At 71.6% G+C, this 21105-nt stretch carries 22 protein-coding genes; 15 read left to right on the top strand and 7 right to left on the bottom strand.

What is annotated here, in order from left to right; genetic code table 11:
• The first annotated feature begins 72 nt into the window (after nt 1-72).
• The 3 genes from AB0I83_RS26415 to AB0I83_RS26425 are packed head-to-tail and all read left to right on the top strand — an operon-like array spanning nt 73 to nt 2830.
• Nucleotides 73-1041 carry an aldo/keto reductase gene (locus AB0I83_RS26415; RefSeq protein ID WP_363306380.1) on the top strand — a complete coding sequence of 323 codons (969 nt, stop codon included), beginning with the start codon at nt 73-75 and terminating at the stop codon, nt 1039-1041.
• A gap of 1 nt (nt 1042) precedes the next feature.
• Nucleotides 1043-1936, top strand: coding sequence for an amidohydrolase family protein (locus tag AB0I83_RS26420; RefSeq protein ID WP_363306381.1), 894 nt, complete (start codon nt 1043-1045; stop codon nt 1934-1936).
• 33 nt (nt 1937-1969) lie between these two features.
• Nucleotides 1970-2830, top strand: a complete 861-nt coding sequence (locus AB0I83_RS26425) for a DNA-formamidopyrimidine glycosylase family protein (RefSeq protein ID WP_363306382.1) — start codon at nt 1970-1972, stop codon at nt 2828-2830.
• A gap of 9 nt (nt 2831-2839) precedes the next feature.
• Here AB0I83_RS26425 and AB0I83_RS26430 read toward each other — a convergent pair whose 3' ends face one another.
• Complete coding sequence (locus tag AB0I83_RS26430) at nt 2840-3085, bottom strand: zf-HC2 domain-containing protein (RefSeq protein WP_356839475.1); 246 nt, start codon at nt 3083-3085, stop codon at nt 2840-2842.
• Between the two features lie 123 nt (nt 3086-3208).
• Between AB0I83_RS26430 and AB0I83_RS26435 the strand changes: the two genes are divergently transcribed.
• From AB0I83_RS26435 to AB0I83_RS26455, 5 genes are all read left to right on the top strand, one after another.
• Nucleotides 3209-3961 (top strand): LytTR family DNA-binding domain-containing protein, encoded by a 753-nt coding sequence (locus AB0I83_RS26435; RefSeq protein ID WP_363306384.1) that lies wholly within the window; start codon nt 3209-3211, stop codon nt 3959-3961.
• Nucleotides 3962-4024: 63 nt separating this feature from the next.
• Complete coding sequence (locus AB0I83_RS26440) at nt 4025-4387, top strand: hypothetical protein (protein ID WP_356529532.1); 363 nt, start codon at nt 4025-4027, stop codon at nt 4385-4387.
• On the top strand, nt 4384-5874 hold the full coding sequence (locus AB0I83_RS26445) for a cation acetate symporter (RefSeq protein ID WP_363306385.1): 1491 nt from the start codon (nt 4384-4386) through the stop codon (nt 5872-5874). The genes AB0I83_RS26440 and AB0I83_RS26445 overlap by 4 nt, the downstream gene beginning before the upstream one ends.
• A complete protein-coding gene (locus AB0I83_RS26450) occupies nt 5871-7097 on the top strand; it encodes a histidine kinase (RefSeq protein ID WP_363306386.1) in 1227 nt (408 codons plus the stop codon). Before AB0I83_RS26445 ends, AB0I83_RS26450 begins: the two co-directional genes overlap by 4 nt.
• Before the next feature lie 216 nt (nt 7098-7313).
• Nucleotides 7314-7511 carry a zf-HC2 domain-containing protein gene (locus AB0I83_RS26455; protein ID WP_356529538.1) on the top strand — a complete coding sequence of 66 codons (198 nt, stop codon included), beginning with the start codon at nt 7314-7316 and terminating at the stop codon, nt 7509-7511.
• On the opposite strand, the gene AB0I83_RS26460 is transcribed toward AB0I83_RS26455, so the two are convergent.
• Nucleotides 7445-8023 carry a sigma-70 family RNA polymerase sigma factor gene (locus AB0I83_RS26460; protein WP_356529540.1) on the bottom strand — a complete coding sequence of 193 codons (579 nt, stop codon included), beginning with the start codon at nt 8021-8023 and terminating at the stop codon, nt 7445-7447. The two genes, AB0I83_RS26455 and AB0I83_RS26460, sit on opposite strands and share 67 nt — an antisense overlap.
• Before the next feature lie 257 nt (nt 8024-8280).
• Between AB0I83_RS26460 and AB0I83_RS26465 the strand changes: the two genes are divergently transcribed.
• Entirely contained in the window at nt 8281-9501 is a 1221-nt protein-coding gene (locus AB0I83_RS26465; RefSeq protein ID WP_363306387.1) for a CapA family protein, read from the top strand.
• Between the two features lie 57 nt (nt 9502-9558).
• On the opposite strand, the gene AB0I83_RS26470 is transcribed toward AB0I83_RS26465, so the two are convergent.
• Entirely contained in the window at nt 9559-10020 is a 462-nt protein-coding gene (locus AB0I83_RS26470; protein ID WP_356839470.1) for a universal stress protein, read from the bottom strand.
• A 165-nt stretch (nt 10021-10185) separates the two neighbouring features.
• Between AB0I83_RS26470 and AB0I83_RS26475 the strand changes: the two genes are divergently transcribed.
• The gene (locus tag AB0I83_RS26475) at nt 10186-11034 is read left to right on the top strand and encodes a polysaccharide deacetylase family protein (RefSeq protein WP_356529545.1); all 849 of its coding nucleotides are present in this window, start codon (nt 10186-10188) and stop codon (nt 11032-11034) included.
• Nucleotides 11035-11197: 163 nt separating this feature from the next.
• On the opposite strand, the gene AB0I83_RS26480 is transcribed toward AB0I83_RS26475, so the two are convergent.
• A complete protein-coding gene (locus AB0I83_RS26480; RefSeq protein WP_363306388.1) occupies nt 11198-11860 on the bottom strand; it encodes a class F sortase in 663 nt (220 codons plus the stop codon).
• 325 nt (nt 11861-12185) lie between these two features.
• On the opposite strand from AB0I83_RS26480, the gene AB0I83_RS26485 reads away from it, so the two are divergent.
• Nucleotides 12186-12854, top strand: a complete 669-nt coding sequence (locus AB0I83_RS26485; RefSeq protein WP_363306389.1) for a hypothetical protein — start codon at nt 12186-12188, stop codon at nt 12852-12854.
• Between the two features lie 98 nt (nt 12855-12952).
• Here AB0I83_RS26485 and AB0I83_RS26490 read toward each other — a convergent pair whose 3' ends face one another.
• Nucleotides 12953-13501 (bottom strand): hypothetical protein, encoded by a 549-nt coding sequence (locus AB0I83_RS26490; protein ID WP_356529548.1) that lies wholly within the window; start codon nt 13499-13501, stop codon nt 12953-12955.
• A gap of 175 nt (nt 13502-13676) precedes the next feature.
• A complete protein-coding gene (locus AB0I83_RS26495; protein WP_356839468.1) occupies nt 13677-14444 on the bottom strand; it encodes a hypothetical protein in 768 nt (255 codons plus the stop codon).
• 762 nt (nt 14445-15206) lie between these two features.
• Here AB0I83_RS26495 and AB0I83_RS26500 point away from each other — a divergent pair.
• The 3 genes from AB0I83_RS26500 (at nt 15207) to AB0I83_RS26510 (ending at nt 19357) form a co-directional block, all read left to right on the top strand.
• Entirely contained in the window at nt 15207-16163 is a 957-nt protein-coding gene (locus tag AB0I83_RS26500; protein WP_363306390.1) for an SCO0930 family lipoprotein, read from the top strand.
• 204 nt (nt 16164-16367) lie between these two features.
• A complete protein-coding gene (locus AB0I83_RS26505; protein ID WP_363306391.1) occupies nt 16368-17186 on the top strand; it encodes an SAM-dependent methyltransferase in 819 nt (272 codons plus the stop codon).
• Nucleotides 17183-19357: an EAL domain-containing protein gene (locus AB0I83_RS26510; RefSeq protein ID WP_363306392.1), complete on the top strand. Its 2175-nt coding sequence runs from the start codon at nt 17183-17185 to the stop codon at nt 19355-19357. Before AB0I83_RS26505 ends, AB0I83_RS26510 begins: the two co-directional genes overlap by 4 nt.
• 11 nt (nt 19358-19368) lie before the next feature.
• Here AB0I83_RS26510 and AB0I83_RS26515 read toward each other — a convergent pair whose 3' ends face one another.
• Nucleotides 19369-20301, bottom strand: coding sequence for a LysR substrate-binding domain-containing protein (locus AB0I83_RS26515; RefSeq protein WP_356529554.1), 933 nt, complete (start codon nt 20299-20301; stop codon nt 19369-19371).
• A gap of 96 nt (nt 20302-20397) precedes the next feature.
• Between AB0I83_RS26515 and AB0I83_RS26520 the strand changes: the two genes are divergently transcribed.
• Nucleotides 20398-21105 carry a succinate dehydrogenase gene (locus AB0I83_RS26520; protein ID WP_356529556.1) on the top strand — a complete coding sequence of 236 codons (708 nt, stop codon included), beginning with the start codon at nt 20398-20400 and terminating at the stop codon, nt 21103-21105.

The following is a 21105-nucleotide window of genomic DNA, read 5'->3' on the forward strand; positions in this document are numbered from 1 at the left end:
CGAGTGATCCGATGAATAGTCCCGTACGGACCACAAGCGGTCATCAGGGTCACCGGCGGGGGCGGTCAGGGAATGCGGCGAACCAGGCTCGGACGCAGCGCGGTCGAGATCACCGAACTGGCCTTCGGGGCAGCGGCCATCGGCAACCTCTTCACCCGGGTCGACCCCGGGCAGGCCGCCGCCGCGGTCGACGCGGCCTGGGACGAGGGCATCCGCTACTTCGACACCGCTCCGCACTACGGCCTCGGGCTCTCCGAACACCGCCTCGGCGAGGCACTGCGCTCCCGGCCGCGCGACGCGTACACGGTGTCCACGAAGGCCGGCAGACTGCTCGAACCGCTGACCCCCGCCGAGACGGCGGCCCACCGGGGCCTGTCCGAGGGTTTCGCGGTACCGCACACGCACGGCCGCCGCTGGGACTTCAGCGCCGACGGCGTCCGCCGCAGCATCGAGGACAGCCTCGGGCGCCTGGGCCTCGACCGGATCGACGTCGTCTACCTCCACGACCCCGACGACCACGGCGAAGCCGCCTTCCGGGAGGGCTATCCGGCCCTGGAGAAGCTGCGCGCCGAGGGACTGGTCGGTGCCATCGGCGCGGGCATGAACCAGACCGCCATGCTCACCCGCTTCCTGCGCGAGACCGACGTCGACGCCGTCCTGTGCGCCGGCCGATTCACCCTCCTCGACCACAGTGCCCTGGACGAACTGCTCCCCGAGGCACTCGCCCGGGGGCGCGGCGTGGTCGTCGGAGGTGTGTTCAGCTCCGGCCTCCTCGCCGATCCGCGCCCCGGCGCCACCTACGACTACGAGGCCGCCCCCGCGCCCGTCCTCCACCGAGCCCTGCGCATCCGCGCCGTCGCCGAGGCCCACGGCGTCCCGCTGCGCGCCGCGGCCCTGCACTATCCGCTCGCCCACCCGGCCGTCGCGGGGGTCCTCGTCGGCGCCCGGTCACCGGACGAGGTGCGGGACTCGGCCGCCCAGCTCCGCACCCCCGTCCCGGACGAGCTCTGGGACGACCTGCGCTCCGAAGGTCTGCTCTGACGTGGGGCCGTCGCTGCCGGTCGTCGACGCGCACCACCACGTGTGGGACCTCGCGGCACGGGACCAGGACTGGATCACCGGCGAGGAACTCGCCCCCATCCGCCGCACCTTCACCCTGGCCCATCTCGAGCCCGAGGCCCGCGCCGCCGGAGTCGTGGCCACCGTCGTCGTCCAGACCGTCACCGTCGCCGAGGAGACACCCGAGCTCCTCGCCCTCGCCGCCCCCGGCGGCCTGGTCGCGGGCGTCGTGGGCTGGGCCGACCTCATGGCGCCGGACGTCGCCGACGCTCTCGCCGCACTCCGCGGCCTGCCCGGCGGTTCCCGGCTCGTCGGCATCCGCCACCAGGTCCAGGGCGAACCCGATCCCGAGTGGCTGCTGCGCCCCGACGTCCTCCGCGGGCTGCGGGCCGTGGCCGCCGCGGGCCTCGCCTACGACCTCGTCGTACTGCCGCACCAACTGCCCGCCGCCGCACGCGCGGCCGCTCTCGTACCCGGACTCACCTTCGTCCTCGACCATGCGGGCAAGCCACCGGTGGCGCGGCGGACGACGCACCCCTGGGCCGGCGGGCTGCGGGCCCTCGCGGCGCTGCCCAACACCGTCTGCAAACTCTCCGGTCTCGTCACCGAGGCCGATCACCGCTCCTGGACCGTCGCCGACCTGCGCCCCTACGCCGACACCGTGATAGACGCCTTCGGGCCCGACCGGCTGATGTTCGGCTCCGACTGGCCGGTGTGCCGGCTGGCCGCTGATTACGCCGACGTACTCGACGCGGCGCACGAGCTGACGGGCGCGCTCGGGCCGAGCGAGCGGCGGGCCGTCTTCGCGGGCACCGCCCGGCGCGTCTACGGTCTGCGGGAGCCCGCCGTCCGGGACCCGGGCCGCACGTCCCGGTGAGCATCAGCGCGGCTGCTGCGGCAGGCTGGTCCCATGCCCGAACTGCCGGAAGTCGAAGCCCTGCGGGACTTCCTCGGCGACCATCTGGTCGGCAAGGAGATCGCCCGCGTACTGCCGCTCGCGATCAGTGTCCTGAAGACGTACGACCCGCCGCTGACCGCTCTGGAGGGTGCCACGGTCACCTCCGTCGGCCGCCACGGCAAGTTCCTCGACATCACGGCGGGACCGCTCCACCTGCTGATCCACCTCGCGCGGGCCGGCTGGCTGCAGTGGAAGGACGCCTTTCCCGCGACCCCGCCACGCCCAGGCAAGGGGCCGCTCGCCCTGCGTACGGTGCTCACCGGGGGCGACGGCTTCGACCTGACGGAGATGGGCACCACCAAACGCCTCGCCGTCCATCTGGTGCACGACCCTGCCGACGTCCCCGGGGTCGCGCGGCTCGGCCCCGACCCGCTCGCCGACTCCTTCGACCGCGACGCGTTCGCGAGGCTGCTCGACGGCGAACGCCGGCAGGTCAAGGGAGCCCTGCGCGACCAGTCACTGATCGCGGGCATCGGCAACGCCTACAGCGACGAGATCCTGCACGTGGCGAAGATGTCCCCCTTCAGACTCACCACCTCCCTGGGCGACGACGACATCACCCGCCTCCACGACGCGACGCGCACCACGCTCCAGGAGGCCGTCGAACGCTCCCGGGGCGTCGCGGCGGGACGGCTCAAGGCCGAGAAGAAGAGCAGCATGCGCGTCCACGGCCGCACCGGGCTGCCCTGTCCGGTGTGCGGCGACACCGTGCTGGAGGTGTCGTTCGCCGACTCGTCGCTGCAGTACTGCCCCACCTGCCAGACCGGTGGGAAACCCCTCGCCGACCGGCGGCTCTCCCGCCTGCTCAAGTAGCGGGCCCGGTCACCGCCACCGGCCCGCGCGCTCCCGCCACCACGACCCGCGCGGCACCGCGGCCACAGGGGCGGCCCCGGCCGGGACGCGGTGCGCGTACGCCACCAGGCGGTCGACCACCTCGTCCAACTCACGCACCTGGATCACACACACGGAACACCGGGTGAGGTGCTCCTCGAAACGGGACGCGTCGGCAGCGCCGAGCACCCCGAGTGCGTAGGCTCCGGCGTCGCTGTGGGACTCGATGGCGCGCATGCCCCCAGGTACGCGACGGACCCCCGGATCACTCAGGCCGTCACACCCGCACAGCGCCTCGGGACAGTCGTCGCCGGGCGCACGACGAGAGCTACGACGGGACAGCCCCTAAACTCCGGCCTCATGCTGCGCGTACTCGCCGTCGACGACGAAGAACCCGCCCTGGAGGAGCTCCTCTACCTTCTGCGCGCCGACCCCCGCATCGGCAGCGCCGAGGGCGCCACCGGTGCCACCGAGGCGCTGCGCCGTATCGGCGGTGCCGTGGACGCCGGACCGGAGGACCCCTCGGCGATCGACGTGGTGTTCCTGGACATCCACATGGCGGGGCTCACCGGTCTCGACGTCGCCCAGCTCCTGGCCGGCTTCGCCGCGCCCCCGCTGATCGTCTTCGTCACGGCCCACGAGGGCTTCGCCGTGCACGCCTTCGACCTCAAGGCGGTCGACTACGTGCTCAAGCCCGTCCGCCGCGAGCGCCTGGCCGAGGCCGTACGCCGTGTCGCCGAGCAGGTCGGCGAGCGCGCGGCGACCGTCCACGACACCGCCGCCGACCAGGTCGCCGTCGAACTCGGAGGGGTGATCCGCTTCGTGCCCGTCGACGACATCGCGTACGCCGAGGCGCAGGGCGACTACGCCCGGCTGCACACCGCGGCCGGCAGCCACCTCGTCCGGATCCCCCTCACCACGCTGGAGGAACGCTGGCGCTCCCGGGGCTTCGTACGCATCCACCGCCGCCACCTCGTCGCACTGAACCGGATCGACGAACTCCGGCTGGACGCGGGCAGCATGAGCGTCCGGATCGGGGACGCCGAACTCGCGGTCAGCCGCCGTCACACCCGAGCCCTGCGTGATCTCCTCATGCGGCAGACCGGCCGCTGACCTGGCCCTACCCGGCCGAGGCCCCTTCCCAGCCGGCCCCGGCGCCGCCTACACTCCGGCCCCATGTCCGCAGAGAGCACGCCCCGGCGCGAAGTGGTCACGGGCGAGCCCCGGCGTGTGCGTCCGCTGCCCCGCTACCGCGCCCAGTCGGAGATCGACGAACAGACCGCGCTCGGCGGCGCCTACGTGCGTTCGCTCATGCGCAGCCAGCTCCGGGCCGGGCTCACCGCCTTCGCCGTGCTCGCCCTCGTCGCGGGCACCCTGCCTCTCGTCTTCGAGGCCCTGCACAGCAACGCCGTCGTCTGGGCGGTACTCGGCTTCGCCACCTATCCGCCGCTCACCCTGGCCGGCTGGTGGTACGTCCGCAGGGCCGAGCGCAACGAACGCGACTTCGCCAGACTCGTGGAAGGCCGCCCCGCACCGTGAGCGCACCCGGTCATCCGGCAGCGGTGGCCGCCGTCGCCCTCGTCGTCCTCGCCACCGTCCTCGTCGGCGGATTCGGCCTGAGGATCTCCCGCACGACCTCCGACTTCTACGTCGCGTCGCGCACCGTACGGCCGCGCCTCAACGCCGCTGCGATCAGCGGTGAGTACCTCTCCGCCGCCTCCTTCCTCGGTATCGCCGGCCTGGTCCTCGTGCACGGGCCCGACATGCTCTGGTACCCGGTCGGTTACACCGCCGGGTATCTGGTGCTGCTGGTGTTCGTGGCGGCGCCGCTGCGGCGATCGGGGGCGTACACCCTGCCCGACTTCGCGGAGGGACGGCTCGAATCGCGGCAGGTGCGCCGACTGGTCAGCGCCTTCGTCGTCGGTGCCGGATGGATGTACCTCGTGCCGCAGCTCCAGGGCGCCGGTCTGACCCTGAAGATCCTCACGGGCGCGCCCGGCTGGCTCGGCGACGTACTCGTCGCCTCGGTCGTCGTGATCGCGGTCGCGGCCGGCGGCATGCGGTCGATCACCTTCGTGCAGGTGTTCCAGTACTGGCTGAAGCTCACCGCGCTGCTGGTGCCCGCGATCTTCCTGGTGCTGGCCTGGCAGGGCGACGGGCGACCCCGGGTCACCTTCGACGACCAGATCTCCGTCTTCCGGGCCGACCACCCGCTCTACGCGACGTACGGGCTGATCGTGGCGACGTTCCTCGGCACGATGGGGCTGCCGCACGTCGTCGTCCGCTTCTACACGAGCCCCAACGGACGCGACGCCCGCCGCACCACCGTCGCCGTGCTCGCGCTGGTCGGCCTGTTCTACCTGCTGCCCCCGGTCTACGGAGCCCTCGGACGGCTGTACGCGCCCGAACTCATGCACGGTGGCGACGCCGACGCCGCCGTGCTGCTGCTGCCCGCACGGGTGATCGGCGGCCTCGGCGGTGATCTGCTGGGCGCGCTCCTCGCCGGCGGCGCGTTCGCGGCGTTCCTCTCCACCGCCTCCGGGCTCACCATGGCCGTCGCCGGAGTGCTCACCCAGGACGTCCTGCCCTCCCGGGGCGTACGGCACTTCAGGCTGGCCACCGTCCTGGCCGTAGCGGTGCCGCTCGCCGGGTCGCTCGTGGTCGGCCGGGTGCCCGTGGCCGACGCCGTCGGGATGGCCTTCGCGGTCTCCGCGTCCTCCTTCTGCCCCCTGCTCGTCCTCGGCATCTGGTGGCGGCGCCTCACCCCGCCCGGCGCCGCCGCGGGACTGCTGCTCGGAGGCGGCTCGGCCCTGCTCTCCGTGGCCGTCACCGTCAGCGGCGCGGTGAGCCCGCCGGGCTGGCCGCACGCCCTGCTGGCCTGGCCGGCCGTCTGGTCCGTACCGGTCGGCTTCCTCGCCATGGTCCTCGTCTCCCTCGCCACCCCCGGGCGGATACCGCCCGGCACCAACGCCGCCATGACCCGCTTCCACCTGCCGGAAGCACTGACCTCGGGGCGCGGGCGGTGACCGGGGCCGGGATCGCCGTCATCGCGGTGCTCGCCCTACTGCTGTTCGGCACGGGCTTCCTGCTGGGCCGCACGGCCCGTCCCGTACGCACCAGCGATGTGGGCACGCCCGTCGAGCACGCCACCTTCGAGACGCTCCACACCGCCTCCCTCGCCGCGCCCCCGCTGCGCGCGGGGCTCACCGAGGAGAGTGCGCGCCGGTCCGCGCGAGGGCTGCGCTCGCTGCTCGGCACGGACGCCCTCTGCCTGACCGACCGCGACCGGGTGCTCGTGTGGGACGGCGAGGGGGAACACCACGGCAAGGACGTGATGCACCACGTCGAGGGACTTCTGGCCAGCGGTCGGGACACCGCGTTCCACAGCGACTGCGGCGACCTCGACTGCCCGCTGCGCTGGGCCGTCGCCGTCCCGCTGACGGTCGATCACCGGGTGCTCGGCACTCTGGTGGCCTATGCCCCCCGGGAATCGGCGGTGCTGGCCAGAGCTGCGGGAGAGGTCGCCCGCTGGGTCTGCGTACAACTCGAACTCGCCGAACTCGACCGGTCCCGCACCCGGCTCATCGAGGCGGAGATCAAGGCCCTCCGGGCCCAGATCTCCCCGCACTTCATCTTCAACTCCCTGGCGGCCATCGCCTCGTTCGTCCGGACCGACCCGGAACAGGCGCGCGAACTACTCCTGGAGTTCGCCGACTTCACGCGCTACTCGTTCCGCAGGCACGGCGACTTCACCACCCTGGCCGACGAACTGCACTCCATCGACCAGTACCTCGCCCTGGTCCGGGCCCGCTTCGGCGAACGGCTGTCCGTCACCCTCCAGGTCGCCCCCGAGGTACTCCCCGTCGCACTGCCGTTCCTCTGCCTCCAGCCCCTGGTCGAGAACGCCGTCAAACACGGGCTCGAGGGCGCTGTCACCCTTCCCCGGGCCAAGGATCCCGGCCGGAGCGGGGAGGGTCCGATCCGCATCACGATCAGCGCGCTGGACGCCGGCGCCGAGGCCGAGGTGGTCATCGAGGACGACGGAACCGGTATGGATCCGGAGCGCCTGAGACAGATCCTGCGCGGCGAGGGCGGAACCTCCAGCGGTGTGGGGCTGCTCAACGTGGACCAGCGGCTGCGCCAGGTGTACGGCGACGACTACGGGCTCGTCATCGAGACGGGCGTCGGTGCCGGAATGAGGATCACCCTGCGCCTGCCCAAGTACCGTGCGGGCGTGCACGGTTCATGACTGACGGGACGTCGGGCGCCTGGAGCCCTCGGTGCGGGTGTACGACCGGGGACGGCCCACGTGCGGCCCCGGCGGTGTCCTCGCGGTGTCCGGGACGCGTCCCCGTACCGCCTCTTTCGTCGACCCGGGGGCAGCCCCCCCGCACGCGGCATTGAACCGGAGGCGCGTGCCCCGCGTGGGCAGAAGGGCAGGATCCGTCGCGAGATTCGAGGTGTGATGGCCGCCGACCGGTGCGACGACCCGCACGTACGCCACCTGCTGGGCGCCTACGTGCTCGACGCGCTGCCCGACGGCGAGACCCGTCCGGTCGCCCGGCACCTCCAGCGGTGCCAGGCGTGCGCGGCCTCCTACGTCGAGGTGGCGGAGGCCGTGTCCCTGCTGGCCCTGCTCGATGCGGAGGACCTGCTCGAGTAGCCGGGCAGATTCCGCGACAGCAGCCGCAACGCGTAGTAGGAACGGGACTTGACGGTGCCCGCCGGTATTCCGAGGGCCTGTGCCGTCTCTCCCACGCTGAGCCCGCGGAAGTAGATCTGCACGAGCACCGCGCGGTGTTCCGGGCTCAGCGTCCTGACCGCCTCGCGCACGTCGAGGGAGAGTGCGGCCGTCTCCGCGGTGTCGTCCCGGGTGGGGGCGGTCTCCAGGACCGCGTCGCTGACCTCCGGCGGCCGCGCCTGACGGGACCGCCGGGCGTCGATGGCCAGGCGCCGCGCGACGGTGAAGAGCCACGGCCGCATCGAGTCGTAGGGGGCGTCGAAAGCCTCGGGGTGCTGCCAGGCACGTACGAGCGTCTCCTGCATCAGGTCCTCGGCCCGCTGCCGGTCGCCGAACGTCAGGCCCAGCAGGAAGTGCAGGAGCGCGGCCCCGTGCTCCCGCTGCATCCGGGCGAGGGCCCGTTCATCGGTGGTCGCTGTGATCGCGGTGGTCATGGTGAACGTCCCTTCCCGAAGAGGCCTCCGGCGCCTCGCTCCCGCCTGGCGTATACGAACGCATCGGCGGGCGGGGGAACAGGCGGAGCACAGAGGTGTGCGCCGAGCGGTCGCACGGAGCGGCGAATGGTGCGGTGAACGGTCGCACGGCGTCGATACGGCCGATTCAGGTACTTCACGGCCTTTCTCCTTGACTCATCGATATGGATATATATGTAGTCAGATGGCCGAAATCATCCGAACCGGGAGTCGTGCTGATGACGAAGAGCATCCGGCTGGGCACGGCGATCGCTGTCGCAGGCCTGCTCGCCACCGCAACGGCCTGCAACGGCCAGTCCTCGTCGTCCCCCGGGTTCGCGGGCCGGCACCTGTCCGCCGAGCGGGGTGCACACGGGGCGGGCAACGGTGCCGAAGTGGACGGCGAGCGAGCCTTCACGCTGCTGGCCTCGGGTGAGATCCTGCCGCACTCCCCGATCATCGACCGGGCCGCGGAGGACGCGGGCGGGAGGGGATACGACTTCCGTCCGATGCTCAAGGGCGCCGCCCGCGCCGTCTCGGGCGCGGATCTGGCCCTCTGTCACATGGCGGCGCCGTACGGGCAGAAGGGTGGACCGTACACGGGATCCCCCTCATTCAAGTCACCGCCCGAACTGGCGACGGCGCTGCGCGCCACCGGCTTCGACTCCTGTTCCACCGCCTCCGACCACAGTCTCGACGACGGCGCGGCGGGCATCGGCCGGACACTCGACGCCCTTGACGAGGCGGGCATCGCCCACGCCGGTACCGCCCGCTCGGCGGCGGAGGCGTCCCGCCCCACGCTGCTCAGGGCAGGCAAGGGCGAGAACGCGGCGAAGGTGGCCCACCTCGCGTACACCTACGGCACCAACGGCATCCCGCTGCCGCCGGCCCAGCCGTGGGCCGTCGACCTGATCGACAAGGACCGGATCGTCGCGGACGCCAGAGCGGCGCGTGGGGCGGGCGCGGACGTCGTGGTCGTCTCCCTGCACCAGGGCACCGAGTGGCAGGACGCCCCGGACGACGCACAGATCGCACTCGGCCGTGAACTGACCGCCTCCCGAACCGGCGAGCGGCCGGACATCGACCTGATCATCGGCACCCGCCCCCATGTCCCGCAGGCGTACGAGAAGGTCAACGGCACCTGGATCGTGTACGGCACGGGCAACCAGATCGCCGGTCCCATGGTCAACCGCGAGGGCGTCCAGGACCCGCGCGCAGGGGCGAGCTCGATGGGCCGCTTCACGTTCGCGCCCCCGGCGCGCCCCGGGGAGCGCTGGGCCGTGCGGAAGGCCGAGTTCCTGCCGCAGTGGTTCGACACACGGGCCGGCCGGATCGTCGTCCTCGGCCCGGACGGCACACCGGGCGGGAGCGACAGCCGTCCCCCCGGGATCCACGACCGGATCGCCAGGGCGGTCCTCAGCCGCGGCGCAGCCCAGGACGGGCTCGTCGAGGGGAAGTAGCGGGGCGGCCCGCCCAGGGGCCGGGCGGCGGCCCTCGGCGCCGCGCCCGCCGGGGACTTACGGCACCACGGTGACCGGCCAGCGCCCCGCCTTCACCAGGCGCACCGCCACCGAACCGACGAAGCGGTGCCCGGCGGACTCCGAGGCGCCCACCACGACGGCGTCCGCCTTCAGTTCGTCGGCCGCCGTCACGAGCCCGTTGTACGGATCGCCCGGGAACGTGTGGAACTCCCAGCGGACGTTCCAGGTGTCCTTGAGCCGCTCCGTCGCGGTTCTGATCTCGTTCACCAGCCCCTCGGCCACCTCACCCGTCGCTTCGGCGACCGGCGCGCCCATGGCGGCGCCGGCCGACAGCACGGGCTGGACGTAGACCAGGGCGAGCATCGCGTTCTGCCGACGTGCCAGGCCCGCTGCGTACGCCGCGGCCCGCATCGAGGACTCGGAACCGTCGAGGCCCGCGACGATCACCTTGGGGCCGTCCGTACCGCGTTCGAACCGGTGCTCCTGCTGCTCTGTCACGGCCACGAGGTTAGCCGCTCCTCCTTCGCGCACCCCCGCCGGCCTCCACCGGAGCTCGGTGCCCACCGAGGGTCACCGCGTGTGCACTGCATCCATCGGGTGCAATACGTCGTGTCCCCGGTGTCGCCGGTCCACGCGGGCGGAAGTACGTGCGAGCAGTTGGTCATGAAGCATGATCAGATTCCAGCGGACCGCCGCACGCTCCTGCGCCTCGGCCTCGCGCTCGGGGCGGCCACGGCGGTGCACATGATCGCAGCGGATCCGGCGGGTACGCCCGTGCGCCCGGGTGGTGAGCCGGTGCCGACACCGGCCGCAGGGCCCCCGGCGAGCGCCCGGGCGGCTGCCGGCGGCTACCGGCTGCGGCCCATGACCGCCGACACCCCGCCCCGCTTCCGGCCCGCCCCGCCGCCCGTACGCACCCGGCCGTTCGAGGAGCTGCCGGAGCTGGGGGACGACGCCATGGTCCTCAGCTTCGACGACGGACCCGACCCGCGGTACACCCCCGACATCCTGGCCACGCTGCGCAGGTACGACGTCCGGGCGATGTTCTTCGTCTGCGGCGAGATGGCGGCTGACAACCGTGATCTGCTCCGGAGGATGGCGGACGACGGACACGTGATCGGCAACCACTCGTGGTCGCACCCGCTGATCCCGAAGCTCTCCAGGGCCGGTATCCGCGACGAACTCGGCACCACCAGCGAGGTGATCGAGAAGACGCTCGGCGCCCCGCCGCTCTGGTACCGGGCCCCGTACGGCGCCTGGAACCGCAACTCCTTCGAGATCGGGGCCTCCATGGGCATGGAACCCATGGCCTGGACCGTCGACACCCTGGACTGGACCGAGCCGGGCACCGACACCATCGTGCGCAGGGTCAGGAAGGGCGCGGCGCCGGGCGTCGTGGTCCTCTCGCACGACGCGGGCGGCAACCGGTCCCAGAGTGTGGCCGCCCTGCGGCGGTACCTGCCCGCGCTCATCAGGAGGGGCTACCGGCCGACGGTCCCGCGTCGGGCCTGACCACGCCCGGGCGCGCCGGTGCGGGGACGCTGCGGCCGGTCGCAGCGTCCTACGGCGGTGGGGTGCGAGCGGCGGTACGGGCCTCGGGCCCGCTTACGTGCCGCACGCCCGGCGGCGGTGGTGCGGTCGGTGGCGGGCGTGTGCGGTCCCCTCCCGCCGCTGCTCAACGCGTCTCGACGAGCCTGGCGAAGACGACCACGTTGCCGTCGTACCCGTCGGTCCTGGTGTAGCCACCGCCGCAGGTGATGACCCGCAGCTCGGCGTGCCCGGTGTCGCCGTACACCCGGGCCCCGGGGAAGTCGTTCTTCGAGAACACCTCGACGCCGTAGATCTCGAACACCGCGGTCCGGCCGTCGTAGCGGGACACCTCGATGTGCTGGCCCTTGCTGAGCGAACCGAGCCCGTAGAAGACTGCCGGACCGGCCAGGTTGTCCACGTGGCCGACCATCACCGAGGTGCCGCGCTGGCCGGGGGCGATGCCGTTCTGGTACCAGCCGGCCAGATTCGGGTCCTGGGCGGGCGGAGCCTCGATCCAGCCGGCGGGGTCCAGGTTCACGTCCACCACGGGCGCGTCGACCTGGATGGAGGGGATCCGCACACGCTCGGCGGGCGCGTAGGCGAGCGGCTGGACCGGCTCACCCCCGACCGGTGCGGAAGCCGACGTGTCCCGCGGGCCGGCCACCGAGGCCGCCGCGGCGGGCTGCGGTGGTCCGGGCGAGGTCTCCACACCGTTGCGCATCAGTGCGAGCCCCGTGAGCATCACCAGGGCGATCGCTCCCCAAGGTGTGCGTCTCATCCGCTCGCCGCCCCACTGGTCCCGGCCCATGGTTCTCCCTTCGTCGCGACATCGCCACGCTAGGCGGGAGGCCGCTCGGCGGCGATCAGAGAAGGGCGAACGGGTGTCGGCCGACCGGGAGGGGACCCCGCCGTCTTCTCTTCGGAGTAATGAGCGGATAAAAGTTCTGACGGTCCGTGACCTGCGAGTCCGTCAGATCTGGTGCTCGGTGCACGGCGTGTCGGCTCACCGGGGTGGAGCAGCGCCGAAGTGCGGCCCGCGCGGTCTCTGGTGAGGGTTCGTCATGGGATGCGTTCTCTTCGACAGTTCCCGGAGGACAGGACTCCGGGGCGCGCTTCCCGCTGGAGGCTCAAAGATGCGTGCTTCACGCGCTCTCGCGGTGACCGCGACCGCATTCGCGGCGGTCGGACTCGCTGCCCCGCTGGCCGCCGCCGGAGGCGGCCCGGGCAGCAACCCGAGCAACTTCCCGACCAATGTCACCGTCAACCCGTCCTCGGTCCACCAGGGCGCCACGATGCAGGTCAGCGCGGAGGGTTGCGGCCGTTCCGGCGGCAAGGTGTGGTCGAACGCGTTCCCGACGGTGAACCTCTCATCGGGCCGGGTCGGATACGCCACGGCACACATCCGTCACGACGCGACCCCGGGCCAGTACAGCCTGTCCGTCAAGTGCAACGAGAGCGAGAACAACTTCGGCGGCGGCAACGGTGGGAACGGAGGCGACGGCGGGAACGGTGGCAACGGCAACGACCGCGGCAACCCCAACGACCGCGGCAACGGCAACGACCGTGGCAACGGCAACGGCAACGGCAACGGCGGTAACGGCGGCAACCGCGGTGACCAGAACGACCCGGTCGCCACGGCCCGCTTCACCGTGCTCCCGTCCCGGGGCGCGCAGGGCGGCCTCGGCGGCTCGATGGGCCCCAGCTCCGTCGAGATGCAGGTAGGCGGTGGCCTCGTCGCCGCGGCAGCCCTCGGTGGTGCGGCCTTCGTCGTCCGTCGCCGGATGAGCAATGCGGCGATCTGACGCTCCGAACCTCCCGCCCGGCCCGATACGCCCGTCGCCCCGAGTCCTGGACCAGGACCCGGGGCGACTGTCGTGTGTCGGGGAGCGGTGCCGTCCCGTCAGTGCTGACGGCCGGTGCGCCGCCTGCGAAGGACGTAGAAGGCGCCGGCCGAGGCGGCGGCCACCAGTGCCGAACCGCCGGCGATCGCCGCCGGGTCCATGGTGTCGACGCTGCCGCCGAGACCACCCAGGACCCCGCTGGGAGAGGCGGTGGAACTGGTGGTCGGGGCCGTGGTGGGAGAGGTCGTGGGGCTGCCGGTGGCGCCGGCCGCGATGGTCAGGTTCGCCGACCGGGTCGTCGTGCCGCAGCGGAAGGTCACCTCGTAGACCGCGCCTCGCCTCGCGTCCCAGTCGACCGTGGCGGTCGCCGACCTCCCCGTCGGGATGGTGGTTGTGTCGAACACGCCCGAGAACGCGGTCGCCTCGCTGGTGCAGCCCATGGCGCCGAGGGTGACCTGACCTCCCGGGGCGACCGTGGACGGGGTGATGGTCGGGGTGAACGAGGTGGACGTGCCGCCGGTGAGCGTGTGGGCCGAGGCGGCCGGTGCCAGCAGAAGGCAGGCGGCGGCGCCCAGCAGGGCGACGGGTGCGACACGTATCGAGCGCATGGTGAATCCTCCGGGTCCCGAGGAGCAGCCGCGGAACGGGTTTCCGCGAGGTATGGGAAATGCACCTCGATGTCCGGAACGCTAGAAGTGCCGCATACCACCCGCGATCGGGGTAAGGCGAATGGGGCAGCCATGTCCCCCGGCCGGCGGACCGGCCGGGGGACACGGGCTGCTCCTATCCCCCCGTGGCGTGGGGGAACAGATCGACGAACGGAGCCGTCGTCGCCGAGATGCCCCGGCCGAACGGGGCGTCGAAGTCCCAGATCAGGAAGAGCAGGAAGGCGATCAGGACGCTGAAGAGGCCCGCCAGCAGCAGTTCACGGAAGGTTCTGCGGATCTGGAGCGTGAAGATCAGGCCCACGGTGACCAGTGCCCCGGTGATCAGGCCGAACCAGACCACTCCCGGCATGGTCGCGCCCGCGTTCTGCCCCCGGGAGCCCCGCGCGTCGTCGACGGCGGCCACCTGGTCCACCAGCGGCTGGTAGGCCTGCCCCTCGTGGTCCGTCCGTGGTTCGTACTCCGTGACGTCGGCCCGCACCCGGTCGAGCAGTCTGGTGCCCTCCGCGGTGAGCGCCCCGTGATCGGTCATCGACCTCCACTCGTCGCCCACGACATGTGCCACGTAGGCGTCGACGTCACCGCGGATGCGGTCGCGCACCTCGGCCGGGTAGACGGCCGAGCGGGCGCTGACCTCGTGCAGCGCCTGGGCCTCGAGGCGTACGGACTCCTGGGCGGCGCTGCGGCCCTCCCAGACGCCGGCGATGGCGAGGCCGAGCACGATCGCGTAGACCACGCCGATCATCATCGTCATGTACTCGATGACGTCGGGTGTCTCGGAGGGGTCGTCGTCCTCGGCGAGGCGCCGGTTGCTGAGAACGGCGATGGTCAGGACGACGGCACAGGCCGAGGCCATGGCAATGGTCAGAACAAGCCATTCCGACATGGGGTCCCTTCATGGGTCAGCGGGAGGAGCGGGGCCGCAGAACGGCTACGGCGAAGACTGCGGGCGCGGTGATCAGAAGGGTGAGGGAGACCAGCGAGGGTCCCGACCGGGGTGTCTTGCGAGGTGGCTTGCGGTAGGTGGGCAGCGCGACAGGTGCCGGGCGCGGTGGGGTCGGACGTGCGCTCGGCGGCGGGGGAGCGGGTTCCGGTTCCGGAGGCTCCGGTACGGGCGGTGGCGGTGGCGGCGGCGGCGGTGCGGGCAGTACGGGAGGTGCCGGTGCCGGCACCGGTGGCTGGGGCGGTGGGGGTGGAGGCGGCGGCGGTGGCGGAGGTTCTGGTGGAGGGGGCGGCGGAGGTGGAGGCGGGGGCGCCGGTTCCGGCTCGGGCTCGGCGATCACCGCCGTGCACCGGCCCTCGCCCGAGACGGCGATGGACGAGCCGTCCTCCCCCTGCCCGATCGAGGCCACCGCGCAGTCGTCGCCGAACGCGGGCGGCGGAACGGCGAGCAGCACGAGCAGGGCGGCGGCTGTCAGCCGCCATATGCGTGATCCGTACACGCCGGGGAGCATGTTCCCCTCAGACGTCGTACACGCGGAGAGCGCGGATGATTCGCCTGATGGTGGGGACATCGGGCGATTCACGTTTGCGCCCGGCGAAACTTTCTCGGCGATGAGTTGAACACCTGCGCGCCACCCGCCCGTACCTAGGGCCACGAAAGGCGCGGACTCGCGTCCCGAACGGCAGAAGGACAACGGGAGTCGACATGGATACCTGGCGGAACGCCTCACTCGCGATGACGGCGGTGGCCCTGCTGGCGCTGACGACGGCGTGCGGTCAGGAGAAGGGCACCGCGTCTCCCGACGGCCAGGCCGTGGGGAACGCCGCCGCACAACAGCCGGCGGGCAGCGGATACGGCTCCGACGGCGGCTACGGATCCGACGCCGCAGCGGGCGGCGCACCCGAGGAGGCGGGCCAGCTCGCGGTGTGGGACAGCAAGAAGCTGGGCGAGGTGCTGACCGACAGCGAGGGCTTCACGCTCTACCGGTTCGACAAGGACACCGCCGAACCGCCCAGGTCGAATTGCGAGGGCGACTGTGCGAAGACGTGGCCCGTGGTGTCCGCGGAGAACGCCACGGCCGCCGCGGGAACCGACGCCGCGCTCATCGGGGAGGTCACGCGCGCCGACGGCACCAAGCAACTGACCGTCGGCGGCTGGCCGATGTACCGCTACGCGAAGGACACCGGGCCTGGAGAGGCCGACGGACAGGGCGTCGGCGGGACATGGTTCGCCTCGGCTCCGGACGGAAAGAAGGCGGTGGCCGACGCGGACGGAGCCTCCGCCGACCAGCCGGCGGACCTCGCCGGACTTTCGGTCCGGAAGGATCCGGAACTCGGAGACATCGTCGTCGACAAGCGCGGCATGACGGTTTACCGCTTCAAGAAGGACTCGGCGTGGCCGATGAAGTCCGCGTGCACGGGAGACTGCCTCAAGAAGTGGCCGGTGGTCAGCCCCGTGTCGAAGAATGACGTCGACGGTGTCACCACGAAGGGATTCGTCACCTTCGACCGTCCCGACGGCATCGAGCAGCAGTCGATCGACTGCTGGCCCGTCTACACCTTCTCCGGTGACGCGAAGCCGGGGGACACCAACGGCCAAGGTGTCGGGGGGACATGGTACGCGGTCTCGCCCGAGGCGAAGCTCGTCGGAGCGTCCAAGTAGGAGCCGGAAGTCCTTCCCGGTGCCGGTCCGTCGCCGAATGCGCACGCGCAGCGACGGACCGGCCGTACATGCCTGCGGTGTGTGACCAATAACGGATCTCTAATTTCCGTTTCCACTCGCTCTCCTGGCGGTCGATCAGTAGCCTCTGGTCAACACTGACCATGAACATGGCCGGATCGCCGTTGCGACTTGTTGGAGACATCGATGGAGCGTCCCTCCTGGGCACCGCAGGGCATTGACATCTCGGTGCCGAGCGTGTCTCGCATGTACGACTTCTATCTGGGCGGTTCGCACAATTTCGAGGTGGACAGGGAAGCGGCCCGCAAGGCCATGGAGTTCATGCCGGGTCTGCCCAAGGTCATGCAGGCGAATCGCGCCTTTATGCGGCGGGCCGTGCAGTTCGCCACGGCTTCGGGTGTGAACCAGTTCCTGGACATCGGCTCCGGTATCCCGACCTTCGGCAACGTGCACGAAGTCGCCCAGGCCAACGACCCGGAGGCCCGGGTCGTGTACGTCGACCACGATCCGGTCGCGGTCGCACACAGCCAGGCGGTCCTCGAGGGCAACGATCGGGCCGTGGTCGCGGCCGCGGACCTCCGCAAGCCCAGGGAGATCCTGGAGAACCCCGAGATCAACGCCCTCCTCGACCTGGACAGGCCGGTGGCACTGCTCCTGGTGGCGGTGCTCCACTTCATCGAGGACGCCGACGACCCGTACGGGGCGGTCGCGGAGCTGAGCGAGGCGCTCGCCCCCGGCAGCCTGCTCGTCCTGACCCACGCCTCGTACGAGGGGATCCCGCTCTCCGAGGAGGAGGCCGGCGGGACGGTCGGGGTCTACCGCAACATCCGCAGCCCGCTGATCATGCGGACCCGTCAGGAGGGCAGCCGCTTCTTCGACGGGTACGAGCTGGTCGAGCCCGGGCTGGTGTCCATGCCCGACTGGCGCCCCGAGTCCCCGGAGGCCCGCGGACAGGAGGACCCCTTCGCCTTCTCGGGCTTCGCCGGGGTTGGGCGCAAGGCGTGAGCATTCCCGCCCAGTCGTCCGGCGTGCCGGGCGCGGAACCCGACGGCCCCGAGGGCCGGCTCCGGAGATTCGCCACCATCTGGAGCCGGGCGATCTTCCCGTCCACGGCCACCTCCCTGACCCGGCCGGAGTTCGAGGAACACCTGCTGCCGATGGCCCGTCGGCTCAACGAGATCCTGCACGCACGCGTCTTCGACGCGGCGCCCGCGAACGGTGTCGGGGCCTCGCTGGTCGCCGCGCACTGCACGGACCCCGACGCCCTGAGCTCCACGCTCGGCGTGGTCGACTCCTACCTGGTCCTCTACTGCGGTGGCAACGGGCCGGTCGAACTGTCCACGGAGGACAGCCGGGCCCGCTGCGCCCGGATCCAGCACGCGCTCGCCGGCGGGTTCACCCAGGCGCTGCGCGAGCGGACGCTCGCCGAGCAGGAGGCCATCGCCCGCTCGGCCCTCACCGCCCGCTCGCACGCCGAACAGGCCCTGCACGCGACGGAGGCCCGCTTCCGCGCCGTGTTCAAGGACGCCGCCGTCGGGATCGGCATCGCCGACCTCGACGGGAACATCCTTGAGATCAACGACACGCTCACCAAGATGTTCGGCGGCCTCGAGAACCACGTCCGCAGCCACAAGGTGAACGAGTGGGTCCACCCCGAGGACTCGCCGCACGTCTGGAAGTACTACGACGAGCTGGTGCGCGGCGAGCGCGAGCACTACAGCGTGGAGAAGCCGTTCTACCGCAACGACGGCACGGTGCTGTGGACCAACCTCGCGGTCTCCCTGCTGAGGGACACCGAGGGGCGGCCCGAGTACCAGCTGGCCCTCATGGAGGACACCACCGAGCGGCGGCTGCTCAACCTGCGGCTGCGGTACGAGGCCACCCACGACGCGCTCACCGGTCTGCCCAACCGGACCCTCTTCTTCGAGCGGCTGGAGAAGGCCCTCGCGCCCAGGGAGGGCATGCGTTTCGGGCTCTGCTACCTGGACCTGGACGGCTTCAAGGCGATCAACGACAGTCTGGGCCACGCCGCGGGGGACCGGCTCCTGGTCGAGGTCGCCGACCGGCTGCAGAGCTGTGCGACCGCTCCCGGCGAGATGGTGGCCCGGCTCGGCGGTGACGAGTTCGTCGCCCTCACGACCGGGCCGGACACCGAGGACGAGGTCCACGAGCTCGCCGGACGCATCCTCCTGGCGCTGGCCACGCCCATCCGTCTCGACGGCCGGGAGCTGACCGTGCGCGGATCGATAGGCGTGGTCGAAGGTCCGTCGGGTGAACGCACCGGTGCCGAGGTGCTGCGGAGCGCCGACATCACGATGTACCGGGCCAAGGCGGCGGGCGGGAACCGTTTCGCGCTCGCCGACGCCGAGGCCGACGCCCGCGCCATCACGCGGCACGGACTCACCACCGCACTGCCCGCCGCGCTCGACCGCGGCGAGTTCTTCATCGAGTACCAGCCGCTGGTGCACCTGGGTGACGGGAGCGTGCACGGTGCCGAGGCGCTGGTCCGCTGGTGCCACCCGCAGCACGGGGTGCTCGGGCCCGACCGGTTCATTCCGCTCGCCGAGCACACCGGGCTGATCGTGCCGCTCGGGCGCTGGGTGCTGGAGGAGTCCGTACGGCAGGCGAACTTCTGGCAGGAACGTCACACCGACGGCGGTCCCCTGCGGATCAACGTCAACCTCTCGCCGACCCAGTTGCACCACCCGAGTCTGGTCGCCGAGACCGTCGACGTGCTGGAGCGGTCCGGTCTGGAGCCCGGAGCCCTCTGCCTGGAGGTCACCGAGTCCGCGCTGATCGGCGCCGACGACGACCTGCTCAAGCCGCTGCGCCAGCTGGCCGAGATGGGTGTCGACATCGCGCTGGACGACTTCGGCACCGGCTACTCGAACCTGGCGAATCTGCGCCGACTGCCGGTGAGCGTGCTGAAGCTGGACCGCTCCTTCACGCAGGGCATGCAGCACCACCCCGCCGATCCCGTCGACCTCAAGATCGTCGAAGGCATCGTCTCGCTCGCCCACAGCCTGGATCTCGCGGTCACGGTCGAGGGCGTGGAGACCCGGGCGCAGGCGGAGCAGCTGCGACAGCTCGGCTGCGACACCGCACAGGGCTGGTACTACGCGCGGCCGGGTGCCCCGGACCGGATCCACTCACTGCTGCTGGCGGACGCCGTCTGACAGCTCGGCTCTCAGCTGCCGGCCGGGTCCGGCCCGCCGGCGGCCGGGAGTACGACGGGCGGCCCCGACCCCAGCAGCATGCGCTGCAACTCGCGTGCGGCACGCGGCGGTTCGACATCGCTGCGGTGCGCGAGCGCGATCGTGCGCCGCAGTCCGGGCGAGGCCAGCGGCGTCGTCCGCAGGTCCTGGCCCGCCCGGACGGCGACCATGCGGGGCACCACGGCGATGCCGAGGCCCGCCCGTACGAAGCCGAGTACCGCGTCCATCTCGCCGCCCTCGACGGTGAACGTGGGCTCGAAGCCCTCGGCGCGGCACGCGGCGACCGTGAGCTCCCGCAGGTCGTATCCGTGCCGGAACATCACCAGCGGCTCGTTCTCCAGGTCGGCGACCGTCACGGAGCCCTTGCGTCCGGGAGCCGGCCGTGAGGCCGACGACACCACCACGAGGTCCTCGTGCAGCAGCTCGACGGTGGTCAGGGCGGGGGAGCCGGCGGGCAGGGGCAGGACGAGCAGTGCGAGGTCCAGAGCGCCCCGGGCGAGCTGCCGTACGAGGTCGTGGGAGCCCCCCTCCTCGATCAGGAGCTGGATCCCGGGGTGCGCGCCGTGGAAGGCGCGCAGGACGTCAGGCAGCAGCCCGGTGCAGACACTCGGGGTGGCGCCGAGCCTGATCCTGCCGCGGCGCAGCTGCACGAGTTCCTGCACCTCGTGGCGCGCGGTGTCCGCGTCCGCGAGGATCCTGCGGGCCAGCGGCAGCAGAGCCTCGCCCGCGTCGGTCAGTCCGATGTTGCCCCGCGCGCGGCTGAAGAGCTCGGCGCCCAGTTCGCTCTCCAGCGCCCTGATCTGCTGGGAGAGCGAGGGCTGTGACACGTGCACCTCCTCGGCGGCCCTGGTGAAGTGCCTGGCCTCGGCGACGGCCACGAAGTACGTGAGCTGCTGGAAGTGCATGGATCCGAGGATAACGGGAATCATAGACATTGCCTATGGACATGACTCGTTTCATGTCTTGGACTGATGGTGCCTCTCGCCTCTAGCGTCGTGTCCATGGCATTGGCAACACGGACGGACCGACGGTCGTCCATGACGCGCACGCTCTGGGACTCGTCCGTCGGCAAGAAGACGATCATGGCTGTGAGCGGCCTGGTCATGCTCGGCTACCTGGTCGTCCACATGCTGGGCAACCTGAAGATCTTCTTCGGACCCGACGAGTTCAACCACTACGCGCACTGGCTCAGGACCATCGGTGAGCCCTTCCTGCACTACGAGTGGGCGCTGTGGATCATCCGCGTGGTGCTCGTCGCCGCCGTCGTCCTGCACGCCGTGTCCGCGTACCAGCTGAGCCGCCGTGACCTCAGGGCGCGCCCGACCGCGTACGTCCACAGGAAGGCGCGCACGAGCTACGCCACACGCACCATGCGCTACGGCGGTGTCATCCTCGGCCTCTTCATCGTCTGGCACATCCTGGACCTGACGACCGGCACCGTGCACCCGGGCGGATTCCAGCCCGGGCACCCCTACCAGAACGTGCTGGACACCTTCTCCACCTGGTACGGCGACGTCGTCTACATCGTCGCCGTACTCGCCCTGGGCCTTCACGTCCGCCACGGGTTCTGGAGCGCTGCCCAGACGCTCGGGGTGGGCAACGCCACCCGGGACCGCGTCCTGAAGACCCTCGCGAACGTACTCGCAGTGCTGCTGACGGCCGGCTTCGTGTCCGTGCCCGTCGCCGTGATGACCGGAGTGGTGAGCTGA

Source organism: Streptomyces sp. NPDC049970 (assembly GCF_040660235.1).
GTDB lineage: Bacteria > Actinomycetota > Actinomycetes > Streptomycetales > Streptomycetaceae > Streptomyces.

Bases quoted from the DNA above. Each gene is read 5' to 3' on its own strand.
- AB0I83_RS26480 (WP_363306388.1), bottom strand. From the start codon at position 11,860: ATGGGCCGGGACCAGTGGGGCGGCGAGCGGATGAGACGCACACCTTGG.
- AB0I83_RS26500 (WP_363306390.1), top strand. From the start codon at position 15,207: ATGGATACCTGGCGGAACGCCTCACTCGCGATGACGGCGGTGGCCCTG.
- AB0I83_RS26440 (WP_356529532.1), top strand. From the start codon at position 4,025: ATGTCCGCAGAGAGCACGCCCCGGCGCGAAGTGGTCACGGGCGAGCCC.
- AB0I83_RS26505 (WP_363306391.1), top strand. From the start codon at position 16,368: ATGGAGCGTCCCTCCTGGGCACCGCAGGGCATTGACATCTCGGTGCCG.
- AB0I83_RS26460 (WP_356529540.1), bottom strand. From the start codon at position 8,023: ATGACCACCGCGATCACAGCGACCACCGATGAACGGGCCCTCGCCCGG.
- AB0I83_RS26465 (WP_363306387.1), top strand. From the start codon at position 8,281: ATGACGAAGAGCATCCGGCTGGGCACGGCGATCGCTGTCGCAGGCCTG.
- AB0I83_RS26430 (WP_356839475.1), bottom strand. From the start codon at position 3,085: ATGCGCGCCATCGAGTCCCACAGCGACGCCGGAGCCTACGCACTCGGG.
- AB0I83_RS26425 (WP_363306382.1), top strand. From the start codon at position 1,970: ATGCCCGAACTGCCGGAAGTCGAAGCCCTGCGGGACTTCCTCGGCGAC.
- AB0I83_RS26515 (WP_356529554.1), bottom strand. From the start codon at position 20,301: ATGCACTTCCAGCAGCTCACGTACTTCGTGGCCGTCGCCGAGGCCAGG.
- AB0I83_RS26455 (WP_356529538.1), top strand. From the start codon at position 7,314: ATGGCCGCCGACCGGTGCGACGACCCGCACGTACGCCACCTGCTGGGC.
- AB0I83_RS26475 (WP_356529545.1), top strand. From the start codon at position 10,186: ATGAAGCATGATCAGATTCCAGCGGACCGCCGCACGCTCCTGCGCCTC.
- AB0I83_RS26490 (WP_356529548.1), bottom strand. From the start codon at position 13,501: ATGCGCTCGATACGTGTCGCACCCGTCGCCCTGCTGGGCGCCGCCGCC.
- AB0I83_RS26415 (WP_363306380.1), top strand. From the start codon at position 73: ATGCGGCGAACCAGGCTCGGACGCAGCGCGGTCGAGATCACCGAACTG.
- AB0I83_RS26495 (WP_356839468.1), bottom strand. From the start codon at position 14,444: ATGTCGGAATGGCTTGTTCTGACCATTGCCATGGCCTCGGCCTGTGCC.
- AB0I83_RS26520 (WP_356529556.1), top strand. From the start codon at position 20,398: ATGGCATTGGCAACACGGACGGACCGACGGTCGTCCATGACGCGCACG.
- AB0I83_RS26435 (WP_363306384.1), top strand. From the start codon at position 3,209: ATGCTGCGCGTACTCGCCGTCGACGACGAAGAACCCGCCCTGGAGGAG.
- AB0I83_RS26485 (WP_363306389.1), top strand. From the start codon at position 12,186: ATGCGTGCTTCACGCGCTCTCGCGGTGACCGCGACCGCATTCGCGGCG.